16 protein-coding genes and 2 pseudogenes are annotated in these 16,143 nt (G+C 72.9%); 9 read left to right on the forward strand and 9 right to left on the reverse strand.

Features of this window, described 5'->3' with window-relative positions:
• Positions 1 to 4 precede the first annotated feature (4 nt).
• The 6 genes and pseudogenes from AC230_RS34460 to AC230_RS04110 all read right to left on the reverse strand — a co-directional run bounded on the left by AC230_RS34460 (position 5) and on the right by AC230_RS04110 (position 6,216).
• Positions 5 to 1,174 (reverse strand): endo-beta-N-acetylglucosaminidase, encoded by a 1,170-nt coding sequence (locus AC230_RS34460; protein ID WP_338399777.1) that lies wholly within the window; start codon positions 1,172 to 1,174, stop codon positions 5 to 7.
• A gap of 88 nt (positions 1,175 to 1,262) precedes the next feature.
• A pseudogene (locus tag AC230_RS34465) lies at positions 1,263 to 1,838 on the reverse strand (endo-beta-N-acetylglucosaminidase); the annotation flags it as partial.
• A gap of 80 nt (positions 1,839 to 1,918) precedes the next feature.
• Positions 1,919 to 3,178 carry a glycoside hydrolase 5 family protein gene (locus AC230_RS04095; RefSeq protein ID WP_049714520.1) on the reverse strand — a complete coding sequence of 420 codons (1,260 nt, stop codon included), beginning with the start codon at positions 3,176 to 3,178 and terminating at the stop codon, positions 1,919 to 1,921.
• Positions 3,179 to 3,189: 11 nt separating this feature from the next.
• Positions 3,190 to 4,023, reverse strand: coding sequence for a carbohydrate ABC transporter permease (locus AC230_RS04100; protein ID WP_049714521.1), 834 nt, complete (start codon positions 4,021 to 4,023; stop codon positions 3,190 to 3,192).
• Positions 4,020 to 4,907 carry a carbohydrate ABC transporter permease gene (locus AC230_RS04105; protein ID WP_049714522.1) on the reverse strand — a complete coding sequence of 296 codons (888 nt, stop codon included), beginning with the start codon at positions 4,905 to 4,907 and terminating at the stop codon, positions 4,020 to 4,022. Before AC230_RS04105 ends, AC230_RS04100 begins: the two co-directional genes overlap by 4 nt.
• Positions 4,908 to 4,917: 10 nt before the next feature.
• Positions 4,918 to 6,216 carry an ABC transporter substrate-binding protein gene (locus AC230_RS04110; protein ID WP_049714523.1) on the reverse strand — a complete coding sequence of 433 codons (1,299 nt, stop codon included), beginning with the start codon at positions 6,214 to 6,216 and terminating at the stop codon, positions 4,918 to 4,920.
• 113 nt (positions 6,217 to 6,329) lie between these two features.
• On the opposite strand from AC230_RS04110, the gene AC230_RS04115 reads away from it, so the two are divergent.
• Positions 6,330 to 7,376 (forward strand): LacI family DNA-binding transcriptional regulator, encoded by a 1,047-nt coding sequence (locus AC230_RS04115; protein WP_049714524.1) that lies wholly within the window; start codon positions 6,330 to 6,332, stop codon positions 7,374 to 7,376.
• A gap of 186 nt (positions 7,377 to 7,562) precedes the next feature.
• On the opposite strand, the gene AC230_RS31755 is transcribed toward AC230_RS04115, so the two are convergent.
• The gene (locus AC230_RS31755) at positions 7,563 to 7,814 is read right to left on the reverse strand and encodes a hypothetical protein (RefSeq protein WP_157868504.1); all 252 of its coding nucleotides are present in this window, start codon (positions 7,812 to 7,814) and stop codon (positions 7,563 to 7,565) included.
• Positions 7,815 to 7,981: 167 nt separating this feature from the next.
• Here AC230_RS31755 and AC230_RS34620 point away from each other — a divergent pair.
• Positions 7,982 to 8,704, forward strand: a pseudogene (locus tag AC230_RS34620) (helix-turn-helix domain-containing protein); the annotation flags it as partial.
• A gap of 52 nt (positions 8,705 to 8,756) precedes the next feature.
• On the opposite strand, the gene AC230_RS04130 reads toward AC230_RS34620, so the two are convergent.
• Positions 8,757 to 8,960: a hypothetical protein gene (locus tag AC230_RS04130; RefSeq protein ID WP_157868505.1), complete on the reverse strand. Its 204-nt coding sequence runs from the start codon at positions 8,958 to 8,960 to the stop codon at positions 8,757 to 8,759.
• 66 nt (positions 8,961 to 9,026) lie between these two features.
• Here AC230_RS04130 and AC230_RS04135 point away from each other — a divergent pair, with 66 nt between their 5' ends.
• The 7 genes from AC230_RS04135 (at position 9,027) to AC230_RS04165 (ending at position 15,002) form a co-directional block, all read left to right on the forward strand.
• A complete protein-coding gene (locus tag AC230_RS04135) occupies positions 9,027 to 9,386 on the forward strand; it encodes an antibiotic biosynthesis monooxygenase family protein (protein ID WP_049714528.1) in 360 nt (119 codons plus the stop codon).
• Between the two features lie 107 nt (positions 9,387 to 9,493).
• A complete protein-coding gene (locus AC230_RS04140) occupies positions 9,494 to 9,847 on the forward strand; it encodes a MiAMP1 family antimicrobial peptide (RefSeq protein ID WP_049714529.1) in 354 nt (117 codons plus the stop codon).
• A 141-nt stretch (positions 9,848 to 9,988) separates the two neighbouring features.
• Positions 9,989 to 11,587, forward strand: a complete 1,599-nt coding sequence (locus AC230_RS04145; protein WP_049714530.1) for an ABC transporter substrate-binding protein — start codon at positions 9,989 to 9,991, stop codon at positions 11,585 to 11,587.
• 20 nt (positions 11,588 to 11,607) lie between these two features.
• Complete coding sequence (locus AC230_RS04150) at positions 11,608 to 12,570, forward strand: ABC transporter permease (RefSeq protein ID WP_049715006.1); 963 nt, start codon at positions 11,608 to 11,610, stop codon at positions 12,568 to 12,570.
• Between the two features lie 5 nt (positions 12,571 to 12,575).
• A complete protein-coding gene (locus tag AC230_RS04155) occupies positions 12,576 to 13,394 on the forward strand; it encodes an ABC transporter permease (protein WP_049714531.1) in 819 nt (272 codons plus the stop codon).
• Positions 13,395 to 13,435: 41 nt separating this feature from the next.
• Positions 13,436 to 14,323 (forward strand): ABC transporter ATP-binding protein, encoded by an 888-nt coding sequence (locus tag AC230_RS04160; RefSeq protein WP_049715007.1) that lies wholly within the window; start codon positions 13,436 to 13,438, stop codon positions 14,321 to 14,323.
• On the forward strand, positions 14,316 to 15,002 hold the full coding sequence (locus tag AC230_RS04165; protein WP_049714532.1) for an ABC transporter ATP-binding protein: 687 nt from the start codon (positions 14,316 to 14,318) through the stop codon (positions 15,000 to 15,002). Before AC230_RS04160 ends, AC230_RS04165 begins: the two co-directional genes overlap by 8 nt.
• On the opposite strand, the gene AC230_RS04170 is transcribed toward AC230_RS04165, so the two are convergent.
• Complete coding sequence (locus AC230_RS04170) at positions 14,981 to 16,048, reverse strand: surface layer protein (RefSeq protein WP_049714533.1); 1,068 nt, start codon at positions 16,046 to 16,048, stop codon at positions 14,981 to 14,983. The genes AC230_RS04165 and AC230_RS04170 overlap by 22 nt on opposite strands.
• Positions 16,049 to 16,143: the final 95 nt, after the last annotated feature.

Here is a 16,143-nt window from a genome sequence, read left to right on the forward strand (position 1 = left end):
GTCCTTAGGATCCTTGGGTCGGCCAGGGGAAGAGGAACGGAGCGGGGGCCGAGGAGACGTACAACTCGTCCACGGCGCGCACCTCCACGCGCGTGACCGCCTCCCCGGCCGTACGGATCAGCGCAGGAACGTAGTAGGCATGCCCACAGGTGCCCCCGAGGAAGCGGGCCCCTCCGCCGGGCAGGCGCTGATGGAGGGTGTAGTGGCGTACGGGGTGTCCGGTGGTGCGCCAGGTGACGCGCAGGGCGGCGGAGCCGTCGGGGTTGAGCGCCGAGGCGGTCACGGCCGGGGATCCGGGCCGGGGCGGGGGCGGTGGCGCGGTGCCGTCGTACACGGCCAGGCGGCCGAGGCGCCAGTGGACGCGGCCGGGCCGCAGGCGCAGGCCCAGCGCGTCGACCGTGCCGCGCAGGTGCCCGAGGGGGAGGACAGTGGTGGTCCAGCCCGGCCCCTGCCCCCGGACGGGCAGGTACGTGGTGCGCCCGTCGACGGTGACCGCCAGGTCCGCCCCCGGCGGGCCGCCGCGGTGCGTCAGTTCGAGGACGGCCGTGGGGGAGAGGCGCAGACGGGTCGCGAAGAGCTCGACCGTCGTCGGTGCGTCGAACGTGTCGTCGACGAGGAGGCTGCTGCCGCCGTACCACGCGTCCGTGAAGTCGAAGCGGACCGAGCGGCGGCGGGCGGGCAGCCGGTCCTGGAGCCCGAGGTGCGACCAGGGCCGGCCGGAGGTGCGCCTGCCGCGCTCCCACCAGCCGGTGCCGTGCCCGGTGTTGAAGGCGCTGGCGAAGGGAAGGGCCGTGACCGTGGAGCGGGCGGCGACGAGGCCGGCCGGGGCGCGCCACCGCGCGTCCGTCTCCAGCCAGAAGCGGTCGTCGCGGGCGTGGAAGGCGGCGGGGTCGTTCCTCGGGGCGGTCCTCCAGGTCCACTCCGGGCGGTAGAAGCCGTACGAGGTGACGACGGCGTCCCAGTCCACGGGCGTGTCACGGCCGCGCGCCTCCACGTCGATCCCGGCCCACAGCTCGTAGCGGCTGCGCCCCAGGCGCTCGGCGAGGGCGGCCGACGAACGCAGGCCGGCGCGGGTCCAGCCGAAGTTCAGGAACATCGAGCCGGCGGCGCGGAAGAAGGGGGCGTTGCGGTCGTCCAGCCGGTTGCGCCAGTCGATGGCGCCGGTGGTGGTCATGGCGTCGTACGAGCCGGCGGTCGCCGCCCCCGGTCTCGGCGTTGACGAACCAGCCGTCGAAGCGGTGGGTGCGCGCGACGCGGACGAGCTGGTCGCCGAGCGGGAAGCGGCGGCCGTCCGCCGATCTCCGCAGGAGGTCCCGCGTCCACTCCAGCCTGCCGCCGTACGCCGCCGGCGGCAGGAAGACCGTCCCGAGGACGGGGACGCCGTTGCGGTGCGCCGCGTCCACGACGGGGGCGCTCGGCGCCACGATCAGCCCCTCACCGGACGACCCGCCCCAGAAGACGAGTTCGTCCAGGTACGCCCAGTGCGTGAACGCGTAGCTGTCGGCGGTGGGTGATCCCTGGGAGGGGTTGCCGGAGGTGGGGGCGAAGGAGACGAGAGCGGTGATGCGGGCGTGCGGCCCCCTCCCCGCCACGCGGCGGGCCAGCGGCACGGTCGCCGTGTTGAACGGCACGTCCGGGTCGTCCCCGGGTCTCCAGCGGGAGAGGCTGCGCCAGGTGGTCCCGGGCGGGGGAGAGCCGGGCGGGAGGGTGTCGGGGAACCAGTAGGGGGTGTGGGGTGGTGGGGGTTGGGGCTGGGGTTTGTTGTGTGGTCGGGGTGGCGGGCCGGGGATGGCCAGGGCGGCGGTGGTGAGGAGGACGTGGCGGCGGGTGGGGTGCATGGTGCGGGGCTCCTTGTTTTAGCCCGTCCTGGGGGTACCCCTCTGGGGGAGGGGCCGGGGCAAAACCCAACAAGCAACAGCTAACGCAGCTGCTCCACCCCCACCACCTCCTCAATCCCCCTCCCCGCCAAATGCCCCTCCTCCCCCACCCGTTGGGCAAGCACGACAGCCGGCCTCCCGCCCCCGGAAGCCATCCGCATCCACGCCTCGAAACACACACCCCCCGGCGCCAGCGCCCCCCGCGACGGCGCACTCACCACATCCCCCGCGTCCACCACGAGTGCCGTCCGCCGCACCGGGGCGGGCACGGCCAAGGTGCCCTCCCGGACCTCCCGGGCGACATCCGCCACCGCCCCCGCGAGATCCTTGGGCCTGCCTTCCTGCGTGAAGAGCCCGAGCCCGTACTCGAGTTCGGGAAAATCGGCCAGCGCCCGCGACACGTCGTGCGAGCACCACCACGTCACCCCCCACAACCCCTGGCAGTCCAGCGCGTTCAGCAGCGTCGTCCGGGCGAAGGCCGCGGCCCGCCCGGGCGGGACGTGCGGGGCCGGCGCGCCGACCTCCTGGAGCCAGACGGGTCGGGCGGGATCGAGGGCCCACGCCTTGGAGAGCTCGATGAGATAGGCGGCGTGGAGGCCGGTCGCCGCCCCCTCCGCGCCGTGCCGCTGGGCGGTCCCGTTGAAGACCCACGAGTGGACGGCGGTCATCGCCCCGATGCGCGCCGCGTGCGCGGGCGTGAACGGATGCGTCCCGTCGTACCACGCCACGTCGTACGACGAGTGCAGATGCGCCCGCCCCGGGGCGGCCGCCTCGCAGGCCGAGACGAGGCGGGAGAGCCACCGCCCCGCCTCCTCCGCCGTCACCCGGTCCGGATCGGGATGCGGCTCGCCGGAGAACTGGTCGGTCTCGTTGCCGACGGTCATGCCGAGGAAGTTGGGCCGGTCGGCCAACGCCCCGGCCAGCTCGGCCAGATAGCGGGCCTGGGCCTCCACGACGTCCGGATCCGTGAAGATGTTCCGGCGGTGCCACGTCGTCACCCACGACGGCAGGAAGTCGAAGCTCGACAGGTGACCCTGAAGACCGTCCACCGCCACGTCCAGCCCCCGCTCGCCGGCCGCGTCCACCAGCGCGACGAGCTGCTCGACGGCCCGCGGCCGGACGAGCGTCCGGTTGGGCTGGAAGACCGGCCAGAGCGGGAACACCCGCACGTGGTCCAGGCCCAGCGACGCGATGTCGTCGAAGTCGGCCCGGACGTCGTCGAGTGCGAAGTCGAGCCAGTGGTGGAACCAGCCGCGCCGGGGCGTGTAGTTGACCCCGAAGCGTACGGGGGAGCGGGACACGACGACTCCTCTCAGCCCTTCACGGCCCCCTCGCCGACCCCGCGGAAGAAGTACCGCTGGAGAACGGCGAACATCACCAGGAGCGGGGCGACCGCGATCACGGTCCCGGCGGCGACGAGCCGGGGATTCTGCTGGAACGTGCCGTGCAGGAAGTTCAGTCCGACGGTCAGGGTGAAGCGGTCGGAGTCCGAGAGGACGACGAGCGGCCACAGGAAGTCGTCCCACGCCCCCGTGAACGCGAAGATCGCGACGACCGCGAGCGTCCCCCGCACCGACGGCAGCGCGATCCGCGTGAACCGCTGCCACACGTTCGCGCCGTCGATGACGGCCGCCTCCTCCAGCTCGTACGGGACGCCGGCGAACGCGTTGCGCATCAGCAGGACGTTGAGCGCGCCGACCGCGCCGGGCAGCACGACGGCGACGAGCGTGTCGCCGAGCCCCAGATCCCGCACCAGCGTCAGCTGGGCGATGATGACGGACTCCAGGGGGACGAGCAGGGCCGCCACGAAGGCCAGCCCCGCCGCCCGCCGCCCCCGGAACCGCAGCCGCGCCAGCGCGTACCCGGCCGTCGAAGCCCCGACGAGATTGGTGAGGACGCTCGCCACCGCCACCTTCAGCGAGTTGAGCGCGTAGTCCCAGACGGGGATGACGTCGGCGACCTCCGCGTAGTTGGCGCCGGTCGGGTGCGCCGGCAGGAAGCGCGGCGGCGAGGTGTAGACGTCCTCCGCCGGGCCCTTGAGCGACGTGGAGAGCTGCCAGAGGAACGGGCCGACGGTGACGGCCAGCACGACGAGCATCAGCGCGTACCGCACCACCCCTCGCACCACCCGTCCCCGCGACCTCATCCCCCCTCCCTCCCACGGCGGTTGGCGCGCAGCACCAGCAGCATCAGCACCAGTGCGACGCCGAAGACGACCAGCGAGAGGGCCGACGCGTAGCCGACACGGCCGTTGAGCCCCGTGCCCGTCCGCTGGACGAGCATGACGAGGGTCGTGTCGGCCCCTGCCGGCCCGCCCGTCGGCCCGGCCAGCAGGTACACCTCGGAGAACACCTTGAACGCCGCCACCGACGACAGCGCGCCCACCAGCACCATCGTCGAACGCACCGCCGGCACGGTGACGCTGACGAAGCGGCGCAGCGCGCCCGCGCCGTCCACGGCGGCCGCCTCGTGCAGCTCGCGCGGGACGCCGGCGAGCGCCGCCAGGTAGATGACCATGTAGTAGCCGAGACCCTTCCACACGGTCAGCGCCATCGCGCTGAGGAGCAGCAGCCACTGGTCGCCCAGGAAGTGCACCGGCCCGGCGCCCAGCACCCGCAGCAGCCCGTTGACCAGCCCCCGGTCGTCCAGCATCCAGCCCCAGACGAGCGCCACCACGACCACGGACGCGACGACCGGCGTGTAGAACGCGGAACGGAAGAACGCCACGCCCGGCAGCCGCCGTTCCACCAGCAGCGCGAGCAGCAGCGGCAGCAGCACCGTGAACGGCACGACGACGAGGACGTACAGGCCGCTGTTGCGCAGCGCCACCCAGAACTGCTCGTCGTGCAGCATCTCGCGGAAGTTGCGGAGCCCGACCCACCCGCCGGGGGTGAGCGTACGGGCGTCGGTGAACGCGTGGTGGGCGGTGGTGAGGAACGGGCAGAGGCTGAAGGCGGTGACCACCGCGAGGCCCGGCAGGAGGAACAGCCAGGGGCTCACGGCCCGGTGGGTACGGACGCGTCCGGCCACGGCGGCGTCCTCAGCCCTGCCCGAGCAGGTGGTTGCTGCGGGCCACCGCGTCGTCCAGCGCCCGCCGCGGCGACTTCCTGCCCTGGAGCGCCTTGGCGACCTCGTTCTTCAGCACGGTCTTCATCTCGTCGGTCATCACCACGGGGGTGTAATTGACCGCGCCCTTGAGCATCTTCGCGGAGGCGACCCGCACCCGGCCCTCGGCCGTGCCGTCGTCCCGCGTCCAGTACGGGGTGTCGAGCGAGCCCTTGGTGCTGGGGAAGACGGCGACCCGGTGGGCGAAGTCCTCCTGGTTCCTCCGCTCGGTCACGAAGTGCGCGAAGGCGATGGCCGCCGCCTTGTGCCTGCTGTGCGCGTTCACCCCGAGGCCCATCACATACATATTGGGCTTTCCGGTGTTGTTCGGCGCGTCGGTGATACCGAGGCTCAGGTACAGGCCGGGTGCGTTCTTCTTGAAGTTGGCCAGGTCGAAGGCGCTGCCCGGATTCATGGCGACCCGTTGTTCCAGGAATTTCTGCCCGACCTTCTCGGGGGTGTTGGTGAGCGCCTGCGGATCGAGTCCGCCGTGCTCGTAGAGCTGTTTGTACCTGCCGAGGAGTTCGACGCCCCTGGGCTCGTTGTACGTGAACTCGGTGGCCTTGTCGTTCATCAGCCGGACGCCGTAGCGGCCGAAGTCCTCGATGGACGGCGTCCCGGCCAGGGTCGCGACCTTGCCGCCGGACGCGCGGGCCATGGTCTCCGCCGCGCCGAACAGCTCGTCGTACGTCCTCGGCGGCTTCTCCGGGTCGAGGCCGGCCTCCCGGAAGAGCTTCTTGTTGTAGAACAGCGGGCCGGTGTTGAGGTACCAGGGGAACGCGTACGAACCGCCCAGCCCGGGCAGGACGTTGCCCCGCCACGCCTCCGGCGTGTACTCGTCCTTGAACCGCGCGGCCGCCTTCTCCTCGTCCAGGTCGACCAGCATCCCCGCCCTGGCCAGCGGATAGGAGAGATCCGGGGAGACGTTGACGACGTCGGGCAGGGTGCCCCCGGCGGCGTCGGCGCCGAGCTTGTCCGCGTAGTTGTCGGCGGGCTGGTCCAGCCAGACCACCGTGACGTCCGGGTACTTCTTCCCGAAGTCCTTCACCAGACCCTCGAAGTAGTCCTTGTACTTCGCCCGCAGATTCCAGGTCTGGAAAGTGATCTTTCCTTCCGGCTTTCCGTCGGCGCTCGATCCGCCGCCGCCCCCGTCCGCTCCGCACGCGGTCGCCAGCGCGAGCACGGCGGAGACCAGCGGCACGGTGACGAGGGCCCTTCCCCGGGACAATGCCATGCCCGAAAAGGTGCACCCGCCAAGGGAGTTGCGTCAATACTCCCGGCACTTCCGTCGTGAACTAATGCGCTTTAGCGTGGTCGGGTACCGACCTCCTGAAGGGAGGGACCGCGATGCGCCGTGTCCCCGCCCGCCGCCCCACGATCAAGGACATCGCGCGCCGCGCCGGCGTCTCCCCGAGCGCCGTCTCCTTCGCCCTCAACGGCCGCCCCGGCGTCTCGCCCGCCACCCGCGACCGCGTCCGGCGCGTCGCCGAACAGCTCGGCTGGCGGCCCAGCACGGCCGCCCGCGCCCTCTCCGGCGAGGGCGCGGCCACGGTCGGCCTGGTGCTGGCCCGCCCCGCCCGCACCCTCGGCGTCGAGTCCTTCTTCCTCCAGCTCGTCTCCGGCGTCCAGGAGGCCCTGTCCGAGCGCCACTTCGGCCTGCTCCTCCAGGTCGTGGAGGACGTGTCCGCCGAGTGCGCCGTCCACCACCGCTGGTGGGCCGAGCGCCGGGTGGACGGCGTCCTCGTCGTCGATCCGCGCGAGGACGACCCCCGGTACGCGCAGTTGGCCGCCCTCGGCCTCCCCGCCGTGATCGTCGGCGCCCCGGCCGGGCCCCTCCCGCCGTCCGCCGGGGCGATCTCCGCCGTCTGCGCCGACGACACCGCCGCGATGGCCGCCATCGTGGACCACCTCCACTCCCTCGGCCACCGCCGCATCACCCACATCGCCGGACTCCCCGGCCTCGCCCACACCCGCCGCCGCATCGCCTCCCTCCGCGCCGAGGCGGACCGCCGGGGCCTCCACCGCGTCGCCTCCCTCGTCACCGACTACTCCGACGCCCAGGGCGCGGAGGCCACCCACCGTGTCCTCGCCGCCCCCCGCCCCCCGACGGCCCTCGTCTACGACAACGACGTGATGGCCGTCGCCGGCCTCGCCGCCGCCGGCCGCCGCGGCCTCTCCGTCCCCGGCGACCTCTCCATCGTCGCCTGGGACGACTCCGTCCTCTGCCGCACCGCCCACCCGTCCCTCACCGCCCTCTCCCGCGACACCCCCGCCTTCGGCCACCGCGCCGCCCGCCACCTCCTCGCCCTCCTCGACGGCGCACCCCCGGTCCGCGTCCACGAGGAGCCGCTGCGGCTGGAGGCGCGGGGGAGTACGGGGGTGTGCCGGGGCTAGGCCCTCAACCGGACGCCGCCCGGTGCCGTTGACGGTGGGCCACGAAGGCCCGTGCCAACGTGTCGGCCTCCGCGGACGGTTTGCCTTCGTAAGCGGTCCGCCAGGCCCTGTCCAGCCGTCGGCAGAGGGCGCAGCCGTCCACCGGCGCGGGCATCACGGGCGGGCCGCCGCTGTGGGGGAGCGGGATCATGTGGTCCCCCAGAGGTCCGGGGCGGCGATCTCCTCCGTCACGAGCGAGGGCCCCACCCAACTGAGCCTGACCCGCTGCCGCTTGACCGGATGGATCCCCGACCGCCGCCGCTCCCCGGGCGTCGCGAGGCGCAGCCCCTCCGGTGCGGCCTCCCACCCGCGTCCGCCGCCGGGCGGCCGCAACTGGACTGTCGCACCCGTCCCGTCCACGACCTGCCCGACCATCCGCGTCGCGTGTCCATCAACCACGCACCTCGGGGGGAACTCCGGTCCCGTTGTTCGCACGTTCGATCCTCTGGGAGTCCCGCTCACGGTGAACGGGAATCATCTGGGGAGGATCAGATTCCAGCCACGCGGCCCCGCTGACCAGGGTATTTTCCATTCCAAGCAGCCACTGGAATCGGGGAGTTGGACGTATGGGCGAAGAATGTGCGTCGCCTGCGGCCGAGTTCGGCAAGGAGGTCAAGTTCGCCCGCGAGGCCCGGGGGTGGTCACAGGCGAAGCTCGCCTACGAGATGCACTTCCGGCAGCCGCATGTGAGCAAGGTCGAGACCGGGCAGCAACTGGCGAGCGCGCAGTTCGCGGAGCAGTTGGATCGGGTGTGCGGGACGCCGGGGGTCTACGCCCGGATGCGGCAGAAGGCCGCCGATGCGGGGAGTCCCGCGTGGTTCATTCCCTACCTGCAATTGGAGCGGGAGGCGCTGACGAATTGCCGTTACTCCGGCATGCTGGTCCTGGGTGTTCCGCAGACCCCGGCGTATGCGGAGGCCGTCTTCCGGGCGGCTCGTCCGCAGGATTCGCCCCAGCAGATCGAGGCGTTCGTCGCGCAACGCATGCAGCGCCGGGAGCTGCTCGACGGACCCAACCCGATGAAGCTGTGGGCCGTCTTCTACGAGTCCGTCCTGTGGTCCGGTGTAGGTGGACCCGATGCGATGCGGGAGCAACTGCGCTTCCTGGCGGAGGCCACGGAGTCGCCGCACATCAATCTCCAGGTGTTCCCGTTCAGTGCCGGAGCTCCGCCGCGAGGGCTGCCCTTCAGCCTGATCACCCACCAGAACGGCAAGGAAGTCCTGTACGAAGAGACCTACTCGCGAGGGCAGATCACCGACTCGGCGAAACTGGTGGCCGAGGCGCGGGTGGTCTTCGAGCAGTTGCGCGCTGATGCCTTGTCGCGGGAGGAATCGATCCGGTTTATCCGATGGAGGCGGGGTCGACCTCGCGGCACGGCTCCCCGTGCCGCGCGGCGGCCGCGCGGACGGCCTGGTAGTTCTCGGCGGCGCACCGCGTGGCCTGGGCGCCGAGGACGACGAAGGCGCCCCCGGCCCGGGGGACGGCGGGGCCGCCGGCCGCCTCCCCGTTCCCGGCCACCACCACATCGGCTGTCACGGTGGACACCACGCATCAACTCCCCGCCCGGCCCCGCCCCTCGGCCGATCCGGCCATGGTGGGAACATGCGTCCCATGAGTCAAGACAGCAGACAGGACGCCGACGTCGCACCCGTCACGTTCGTCAACGTCATCGAGGTGCCCGCCGACCAGGTCGAGAGATTCGTGGCCACCTGGCGCGAGCGGGCGCGGATCATGAGCACCGCACCCGGATTCCGGGATTCCCGGCTGCACCGGGCCCTGTCCTCGGAGACGCGCTTTCAACTGATCAATGTCGCCCACTGGGACAGCCGCGGGGCCTGGCAGGCGGCCATGGCGAACCCGGAGTTCAGGGCGCGTATGCGGGCCCTTGAGGACGACCCGGATATCACCGTGTCGGCAAATCCCGCCCTGTACGAGGTCGTTGCCGGTTTCGGCGAACAGCTGGACGAGTAGCGGCAAAGCCGTGGGCAGGATTTCGACCAGGATCGAATGCTGAGGCGGAGGCTGCCGCAGAGCCCCTAGCGTCGGAACGGAACAACCGCTCCGAAATGGGGGAAGCAATGCGCACGTTCACGTTCGGCCGCCGCGCCGCCGCCGCACTGGTCGCGACCGTCGCGATCGGCGGCCTCGCCGCCGTCCCGTCGACCGCCGCGGAATCGGGCGCCGCAGGAATGACGTCGTCCTTCGTCGCGTACGAGGGGACGAGTTTCAGCGGGCGCTCGGCCGACATCAACGGCTGTGGGTTCCACCAGATCCCGTTCCACGGGTCGTACAAGTGGGTCCCGCGCGGCCAGGACGGCCGGATGCACAACGCGGCCGACGGCCGTGACCCGGTCCATACGGTGCTGCGGAGCAACCGTGACGCCGAGCAGTCCACTCCGTTCGGCTGGCAGAGCCTGTACATCGTCTGCTGACGCCGGCAGTGCCGGAGAACCCCCGGGCGCCCAGGGCGGCCGGGGGTTCTCCCCACCCCGCCACCCGCCGCCACCAGCGCATACGGTTTAATTGCGAGCGATTCGCAAGAGCAATGGACCGAGAGCAAAGGAGCGCGGCGCATGACGGCCCGATCCATTCGGGGAATGGCCGCCATGGCCATGGCAGGCATTCTCGCCGCGGGAGCCGCCACCGCCTGTTCGAAGCCCGCCGGCAAGGGCGGCACGAGCGGGGGCAAGGACTCCCTCGTCGTCGGTCTGGCGGAGGAGCCGGACACGCTGAGCCCGCTCCTCGGCTACGGCAAGGACGGCAACTCCAAGATCTTCGACGGGCTGCTGCGCCACGACGCGGAGATGAGGCTCCGGCCGGCGCTGGCCGCCGAGCTCCCGACCGTGACCGACGGCGGGCGGACGTACACGTACAAGCTCCGGCACGGCGTGAAGTTCAGCGACGGCGAGCCGTTCACCGCGAAGGACGTCGTCTTCACCTACGAGACGATCCTCGACAAGAAGACGAACAACGAGAACAAGGGCGAGCTCGACGCGATCGACAGCGTCAGCGCGCGCGGCGACGACTCGGTCGTCTTCAAGCTCAAGTACCCGTACGCGCCGTTCGCCGAGCGCACGGTGCTGCCGATCGTCCCGGAGCACGTCGCCAAGGGGCAGGACGTCAACACCGGCGCGTTCAACACCAAGCCGGTGGGCACCGGGCCGTACGTGCTGACGGGCTGGAGCAAGGGCGAGAAGCTGACCTTCGCCGCCAACCCGGACTACTGGGGCGGCGCGCCGAAGATCAAGAAGCTGACGATGGCGATCGTCAAGGACGACGACGTGCGCGCCACCCGGCTGCGCTCCGGCGACCTCGACGGCGCGATCCTGCCCCCGAACCTCGCGGACGGCTTCCGCAAGGATGCGGGCAAGAAGATCATCACCGCCCGGACCACCGACTTCCGCGGTGTGACCCTGCCCACGGCCAACAAGGTCACCGGCGACCTCGCCGTGCGCCGCGCGCTCGACCTGGCCGTGGACCGCAAGGCGATGGTCGCCGAACTGCTGGAGGGCGCGGGCCGCGAGGGCTACGGGCCGGTGCCGACGGACAGCCCGTGGTTCGCGAAGGGCACGGAGCGCCCGTACGACCCGGACAAGGCGCGGAAGCTGCTCGACGACGCGGGCTGGAAGCCCGGCGGCGACGGGATCCGGGAGAAGGACGGGCGGAAGGCCGAGTTCACGCTCTGGTTCCCGGCCGGGGACAAGCTCCGCCAGGAGCACGCGCTCGCCTTCGCCTCCGACGCGAAGAAGGTCGGCGTCAAGGTGACCGTGCAGAGCGGCACCTGGGAGGTCATCGAGCCGAAGATGAAGGACGACGCCGTCCTCGCGGGCGGCGGCAACCCGGCCGACCCGGACTTCGACCTCTACAACCTCCTGCACTCCTCCCTCGCCCTCGACGGCTTCAACAACATGGCCGCCTACGACAACCCCGAGGTCGACAAGGCCCTGGAGGAGGGCCGGCACGCGGGCGACAAGGCCGCGCGCAAGGCGGCCTACGACAAGGTCCAGCGCGGCCTCGCCGACAACCCCGGCTATGTCTTCTTCACGCACGTCGACCACCTCTACGTCGTCGACGACGCCTGGAAGGACCTGACGACGCAGACCGAGCCGCACGACCACGGCCTCGGCGCGGGCCCGTGGTGGAACGTCGAGGCGTGGCAGCCGAAGCCGTGAGCGCCCTGCCCTGGGGGGCGATGGCCCGCATGACGGGACGGCGGCTGCTGGCCGCCGTCCCCGTGCTGGCCGTCGTCACCTTCGCCGTCTTCGCCGTCGCGGCGGCCTCGCCCTTCGACCCGGCCTACGCGGGCTCGTCCGGGCCGGTCGCGGGGCGGGACGTCCTGGACCAGGTGCGCCGGAACCTGGGCGCCGACCGGCCGTTCGCCGTCCGCTGGTGGGAGTGGGTCACCCACGCCCTCGCCGGCGACCTCGGCGACTCCGCCACGCTGCGGCAGCCGGTGTCCCAGGTCATCGGTGAACGCATCGGCTGGTCGGTGCTGTTGTGCGGGGTCGCCTTCGTCCTCGCGGTCGTCGCCGGGACGGTGCTCGGGGTGCTCGCCGCGCGCCGCCGCGGCGGGCTCTTCGACAAGGCCGTCACCGCGCTCTCCTACATGCTGGAGGCGGCGCCGCCGTTCTGGATCGGGCTGCTCGCCGTCTGGCTCTTCGCGCTGCGGCTGGACGTGCTGCCGGCGGGCGGGCTCACGGACACCGGGAGCGACGCGGTCACGGCCGGGCAGGTGCTGCCCCACCTGGTGCTGCCCGCCTGCGTCCTCGCGGTCACCCAGCTGCCGTGGTTCGTCCTGTACGTACGGCAGGGGGTCGGTGACGCGCTCGCCGAGGACCCCGTGCGCGGCGCCCGCGCCCGCGGGCTGGGCGAGCGCACCGTCCTGCTGGGGCACGCGCTGCGCTCCGGCCTGCTGCCCGTCCTGACCCTCATCGGCTCCCGCGTGCCCGAACTGATCACCGGAGCGCTGCTCGTGGAGACCGTCTTCAGCTGGCCGGGGATCGCCTCGGCCACGGTCGAGGCGGCGACGTCCGTGGACTTCCCGCTGCTGGCGGCGCTGACGGTGCTGGCGACGGCGGCCGTGCTCCTGGGGAACCTGCTGTCCGACCTGCTGTACGGCCTGGCCGATCCGCGGGTGGCCCATGAAGGGATGTGACAGGCATGGGTGACCGCCTGCGGCTGTCCGCCGCCCTCGTCGCCGTCGTCGTGCTCACCGCGCTGGTCGCCCCCGTGGCCTGGCCGCTGGACGAGCAGGCCGTCGACCTCGCGGCGAAGCTGCGGCCGCCGTCCTGGGCGCACCCGTTCGGGACGGACGAGGTCGGACGGGACCTGCTGCTGCGCTGTGTGCACGGTCTGCGCGTGTCCCTGCTCGTCGGCGTCGTGGCCGCGCTGGCCGCGACCGTCGTCGGGACGGCGGTCGGTACGCTCGCCGGGGCGCTCGGCGGCTGGGCCGACCGTGTCGTGATGCGCCTCGTCGACCTCTTCTCGTCCGTGCCGCACCTGCTGCTCGGGATCTTCGTCGTGGCGATGTTCCGGCCCGGCGTCTGGCCGGTCGTCGCGTCGGTCGCGGTCACGCACTGGCTGTCCACGGCCCGGATCGTGCGGGCGGAGCTGCTGTCGCTGCGCACCCGCCCCTACGTCGACGCGGCGATCTCCGGTGGTGCCTCGCGGTGGCGGGTGACCGTGCGGCACCTGCTGCCCGCGGTGCTGCCGCGCGCCGGGCTCGCGGCCGTCCTCATGGTCCCGCACGCGATCTGGCACGAGTCGGCGCTGTCGTTCCTCGGCCTCGGCCTGCCCGCCCACACGGCGAGCCTCGGCTCGATGGCCCAGGCCGCGCGCGGCACGCTGCTCGCCGGCCAGTGGTGGCCGACCCTCTTCCCCGGGCTGTTCATCATCGTCCCCACGCTGGCCGTCGCGGGCCTCGCGGGGGCCTGGCGCGAACGGCTCGATCCCCGCCGGCGATCGGAGCTCGCGCTGTGACGCCCCTGCTGGACGTCCGTGGACTGACCGTCCGCTTCCGCATGCCGGGCGGACGGGAGGTCGCGGCCGTCACCGACGTGTCGTTCGAGCTCCGGGAGGGCGAGTGCCTCGCGCTCATCGGCGAGAGCGGCTGCGGCAAGTCCGTGCTCGCGTCCGCCCTGCTGGGGCTGTTGCCGGGCAACGCCGTGGCCTCGGGGCGGGCGCTGCTCGGCGGCGGCCTCGACCTGACGGCGGCGGATGAGCGGGTGCTCGCGCGGACGGTGCGGGGGCGGCGGGTCGGCCTGGTGCCGCAGAGCCCGTCGGCGCACCTGACGCCCGTGCGGACGGTCCGCTCCCACCTGCGCGAGACCCTGCGCGAGCTGACCGGACGGCGGGGCGGCGAGGAGGCCGCCGCCGCGCGGGCCTCCTTCCCCGCCGACCACCTCGACCGGTACCCGCACCAGCTCTCCGGCGGCCTCGCCCAGCGGGCGGCCACGGCGCTCGCGCTCGTCGGGGACGCGCCGTTGCTGCTGGCCGACGAGCCGACGACGGGGCTCGACCGGGAGCTGGTGGAGCGCACCGCGGACGAGCTGCGGCGCCATGTGGACGCCGGCCACGCGCTGCTGATGATCACGCATGACCTGGCGGCGGCCGAGCGGATCGCGGACCGGGTGGCGGTGATGTACGCGGGCCGGATCGTCGAACTGGCCGACGCCGCCCGCTTCTTCGGCTCCCCCGGCCCCCGGCACCCGTACGCGCGCGGCCTGCTCGACGCCCTGCCCGAACGGTCCTTCACCCCGATCCCCGGCATGCCGCCGGAGCTCGACGCGCTGCCCCCGGGCTGCGCGTTCGCCGCGCGCTGCCCGTCGGCGACGGACGCCTGCGCCGCTGTGCCGGCCTTCGACGGCACCGTCGCCTGCCACCACGCCCCGGAGGCCTCCCGTGCTTGAACTGCGCGGCATCACCGCCGGATACGACCGGCGCGCACCCGTCGTCCGCGACGTGTCCCTGACCCTGGCCGCGGGCGAGTCCGTCGGGCTGCTCGGCCCGAGCGGGTGCGGCAAGTCGACGCTGGCGCGGGTGGCGGCGCTGCTGCACCGGCCGGACGCGGGGACCGTCGTCGTGGACGGCACCGAGGCGCGGGGCTGGCGCCACCGCGCGCCCCGCGCCCAGCGCACCGCCTTCGGCGTCGTCTTCCAGCAGCCCCGCCTGTCCGCCGACCCGCGCCTGCGGCTGCGCGACCTGATCGCCGAACCGCTGCGCGCGACCGGCGCCCCGGACGGCATCGGTGAACTCGCCACCGCCGTCGGCCTCTCGGACGACCTGCTGGCCCGCCGCCCCCACCAGGTCAGCGACGGCCAGCTGCAACGCGCCTGCCTGGCCCGCGCGTTGGCCCTGCGGCCGCGCTGGCTCGTCTGCGACGAGATGACGGCCATGCTGGACGCCTCGACGACGGCGGCGCTGGTCTCCGTCGTCGAGGACTACCGCCGCGAGAACGGCGCGGGCCTGCTGGCGGTCGGCCACGACCCGGTGCTGCTGGGACGGTGGTGCGACCGGGTGGTGCGCTGGACGGACCTGGCGCCGGGGAGCGGCCCCACGGGCGGCGGTCAGGCCGGGCGCGGGATGTAGGCCAGGCCGTGGGCGCCGGCCTCGCCGGCCGCGGCGATCTCCAGCAGGGCCGACTCCTCCAGCGTCTCCAGGTCCACGACGTGGACGGTCGAGGAGACCACACAGGCCACATAGGCGAGCCGGCCGTCGGGTGACGCGGTGATGGTCAACGGGAAGCGCCCGACCGGCAGCCGGCCCAGGAGCTCACGGGTCGCGGCGTCGAACACCGTGAGCCGGCCCGGCGCGTGGCGCCCCGGACGGGACTCCGGACCGGCCTCCATGCACACCTCGCCCGCCAGCACCTTGCCGGTCGACGTCAGATGCACCGGCATCACGAGGTGGTCGGTGGGCAGGACGCCGACGACGGACGCCGTCGCCGCGTCGACCACCCGGACGCCGGTGACGGGCGGCTCCCCGCCCGCCGCGTCCCCGGGCTTCCCCGAGAACAGGGCGTAGGGCGAGGCGACGAAGACCTGCGAGCCGTCGGCGGAGACGGCGAGCCCCTCGCTGCCCGGCACCTCGATCTTCGCGGTGAGAGTGCCCCGTTCGAGGTCGACCACCGAGACGAACGGCGCCTCCTTGTTGGTGGCGTACCCGGTCCGGCCCGCCGGATCGACGGCGAACCAGTGCGGGCCGGGTGCCCCGGTGTCGATCCGGCCCAGCGGACGGCGCGTCGCGGCGTCGATCACCACGACGCCCCCGGGCCGGTCCGCCGAGGCCTCCACGCCGACGTACAGACGGCCGCGCTCCACGTCCAACGCGAGGCCGTGCGGCCCGTGTTCGGGAGCCAGGTCGACGGTGTCGACGACACGGCGCGTGTCGGGGTCGATGACGGTCAGCACGGTCTGCCGGCCGCTGTTGGCGTGGTAGTAGCCCGAGTGGTACGTCGACGCGCACCACACCAGGCGCCGCGTCGGGTCGAAGCACACCTCGTGCGGCTGGGCGGCGACGTCCACCGAGCCGAGACGCCGGTCGGAGGCCGCGTCGAAGAACGAGACCGCCGATCCGCTCTGGCTGACCACGGCCAGGACGTCGCCTTCCCGGCCGGCACGCGGGGACTGGTGCACAGAAAGCTCCTTCAACGGTGGTACGAGGATGTCGCGCGTCGTTCCGCGGACCCCTCCACCCTCGGCGAAGAAGGGTGGGGAAGCCATGCAAGAAT

It is taken from the genome of Streptomyces caatingaensis, from assembly GCF_001187435.1.
Lineage (GTDB): Bacteria > Actinomycetota > Actinomycetes > Streptomycetales > Streptomycetaceae > Streptomyces > Streptomyces caatingaensis.

Bases quoted from the DNA above. Each gene is read 5' to 3' on its own strand.
- AC230_RS34460 (WP_338399777.1), bottom strand. From the start codon at position 1,174: ATGACCACCACCGGCGCCATCGACTGGCGCAACCGGCTGGACGACCGC.
- AC230_RS04100 (WP_049714521.1), bottom strand. From the start codon at position 4,023: ATGAGGTCGCGGGGACGGGTGGTGCGAGGGGTGGTGCGGTACGCGCTG.
- AC230_RS04110 (WP_049714523.1), bottom strand. From the start codon at position 6,216: ATGGCATTGTCCCGGGGAAGGGCCCTCGTCACCGTGCCGCTGGTCTCC.
- AC230_RS04115 (WP_049714524.1), top strand. From the start codon at position 6,330: ATGCGCCGTGTCCCCGCCCGCCGCCCCACGATCAAGGACATCGCGCGC.
- AC230_RS04135 (WP_049714528.1), top strand. From the start codon at position 9,027: ATGAGTCAAGACAGCAGACAGGACGCCGACGTCGCACCCGTCACGTTC.
- AC230_RS04140 (WP_049714529.1), top strand. From the start codon at position 9,494: ATGCGCACGTTCACGTTCGGCCGCCGCGCCGCCGCCGCACTGGTCGCG.
- AC230_RS04145 (WP_049714530.1), top strand. From the start codon at position 9,989: ATGACGGCCCGATCCATTCGGGGAATGGCCGCCATGGCCATGGCAGGC.
- AC230_RS04150 (WP_049715006.1), top strand. From the start codon at position 11,608: ATGGCCCGCATGACGGGACGGCGGCTGCTGGCCGCCGTCCCCGTGCTG.
- AC230_RS04155 (WP_049714531.1), top strand. From the start codon at position 12,576: ATGGGTGACCGCCTGCGGCTGTCCGCCGCCCTCGTCGCCGTCGTCGTG.
- AC230_RS04160 (WP_049715007.1), top strand. From the start codon at position 13,436: ATGCCGGGCGGACGGGAGGTCGCGGCCGTCACCGACGTGTCGTTCGAG.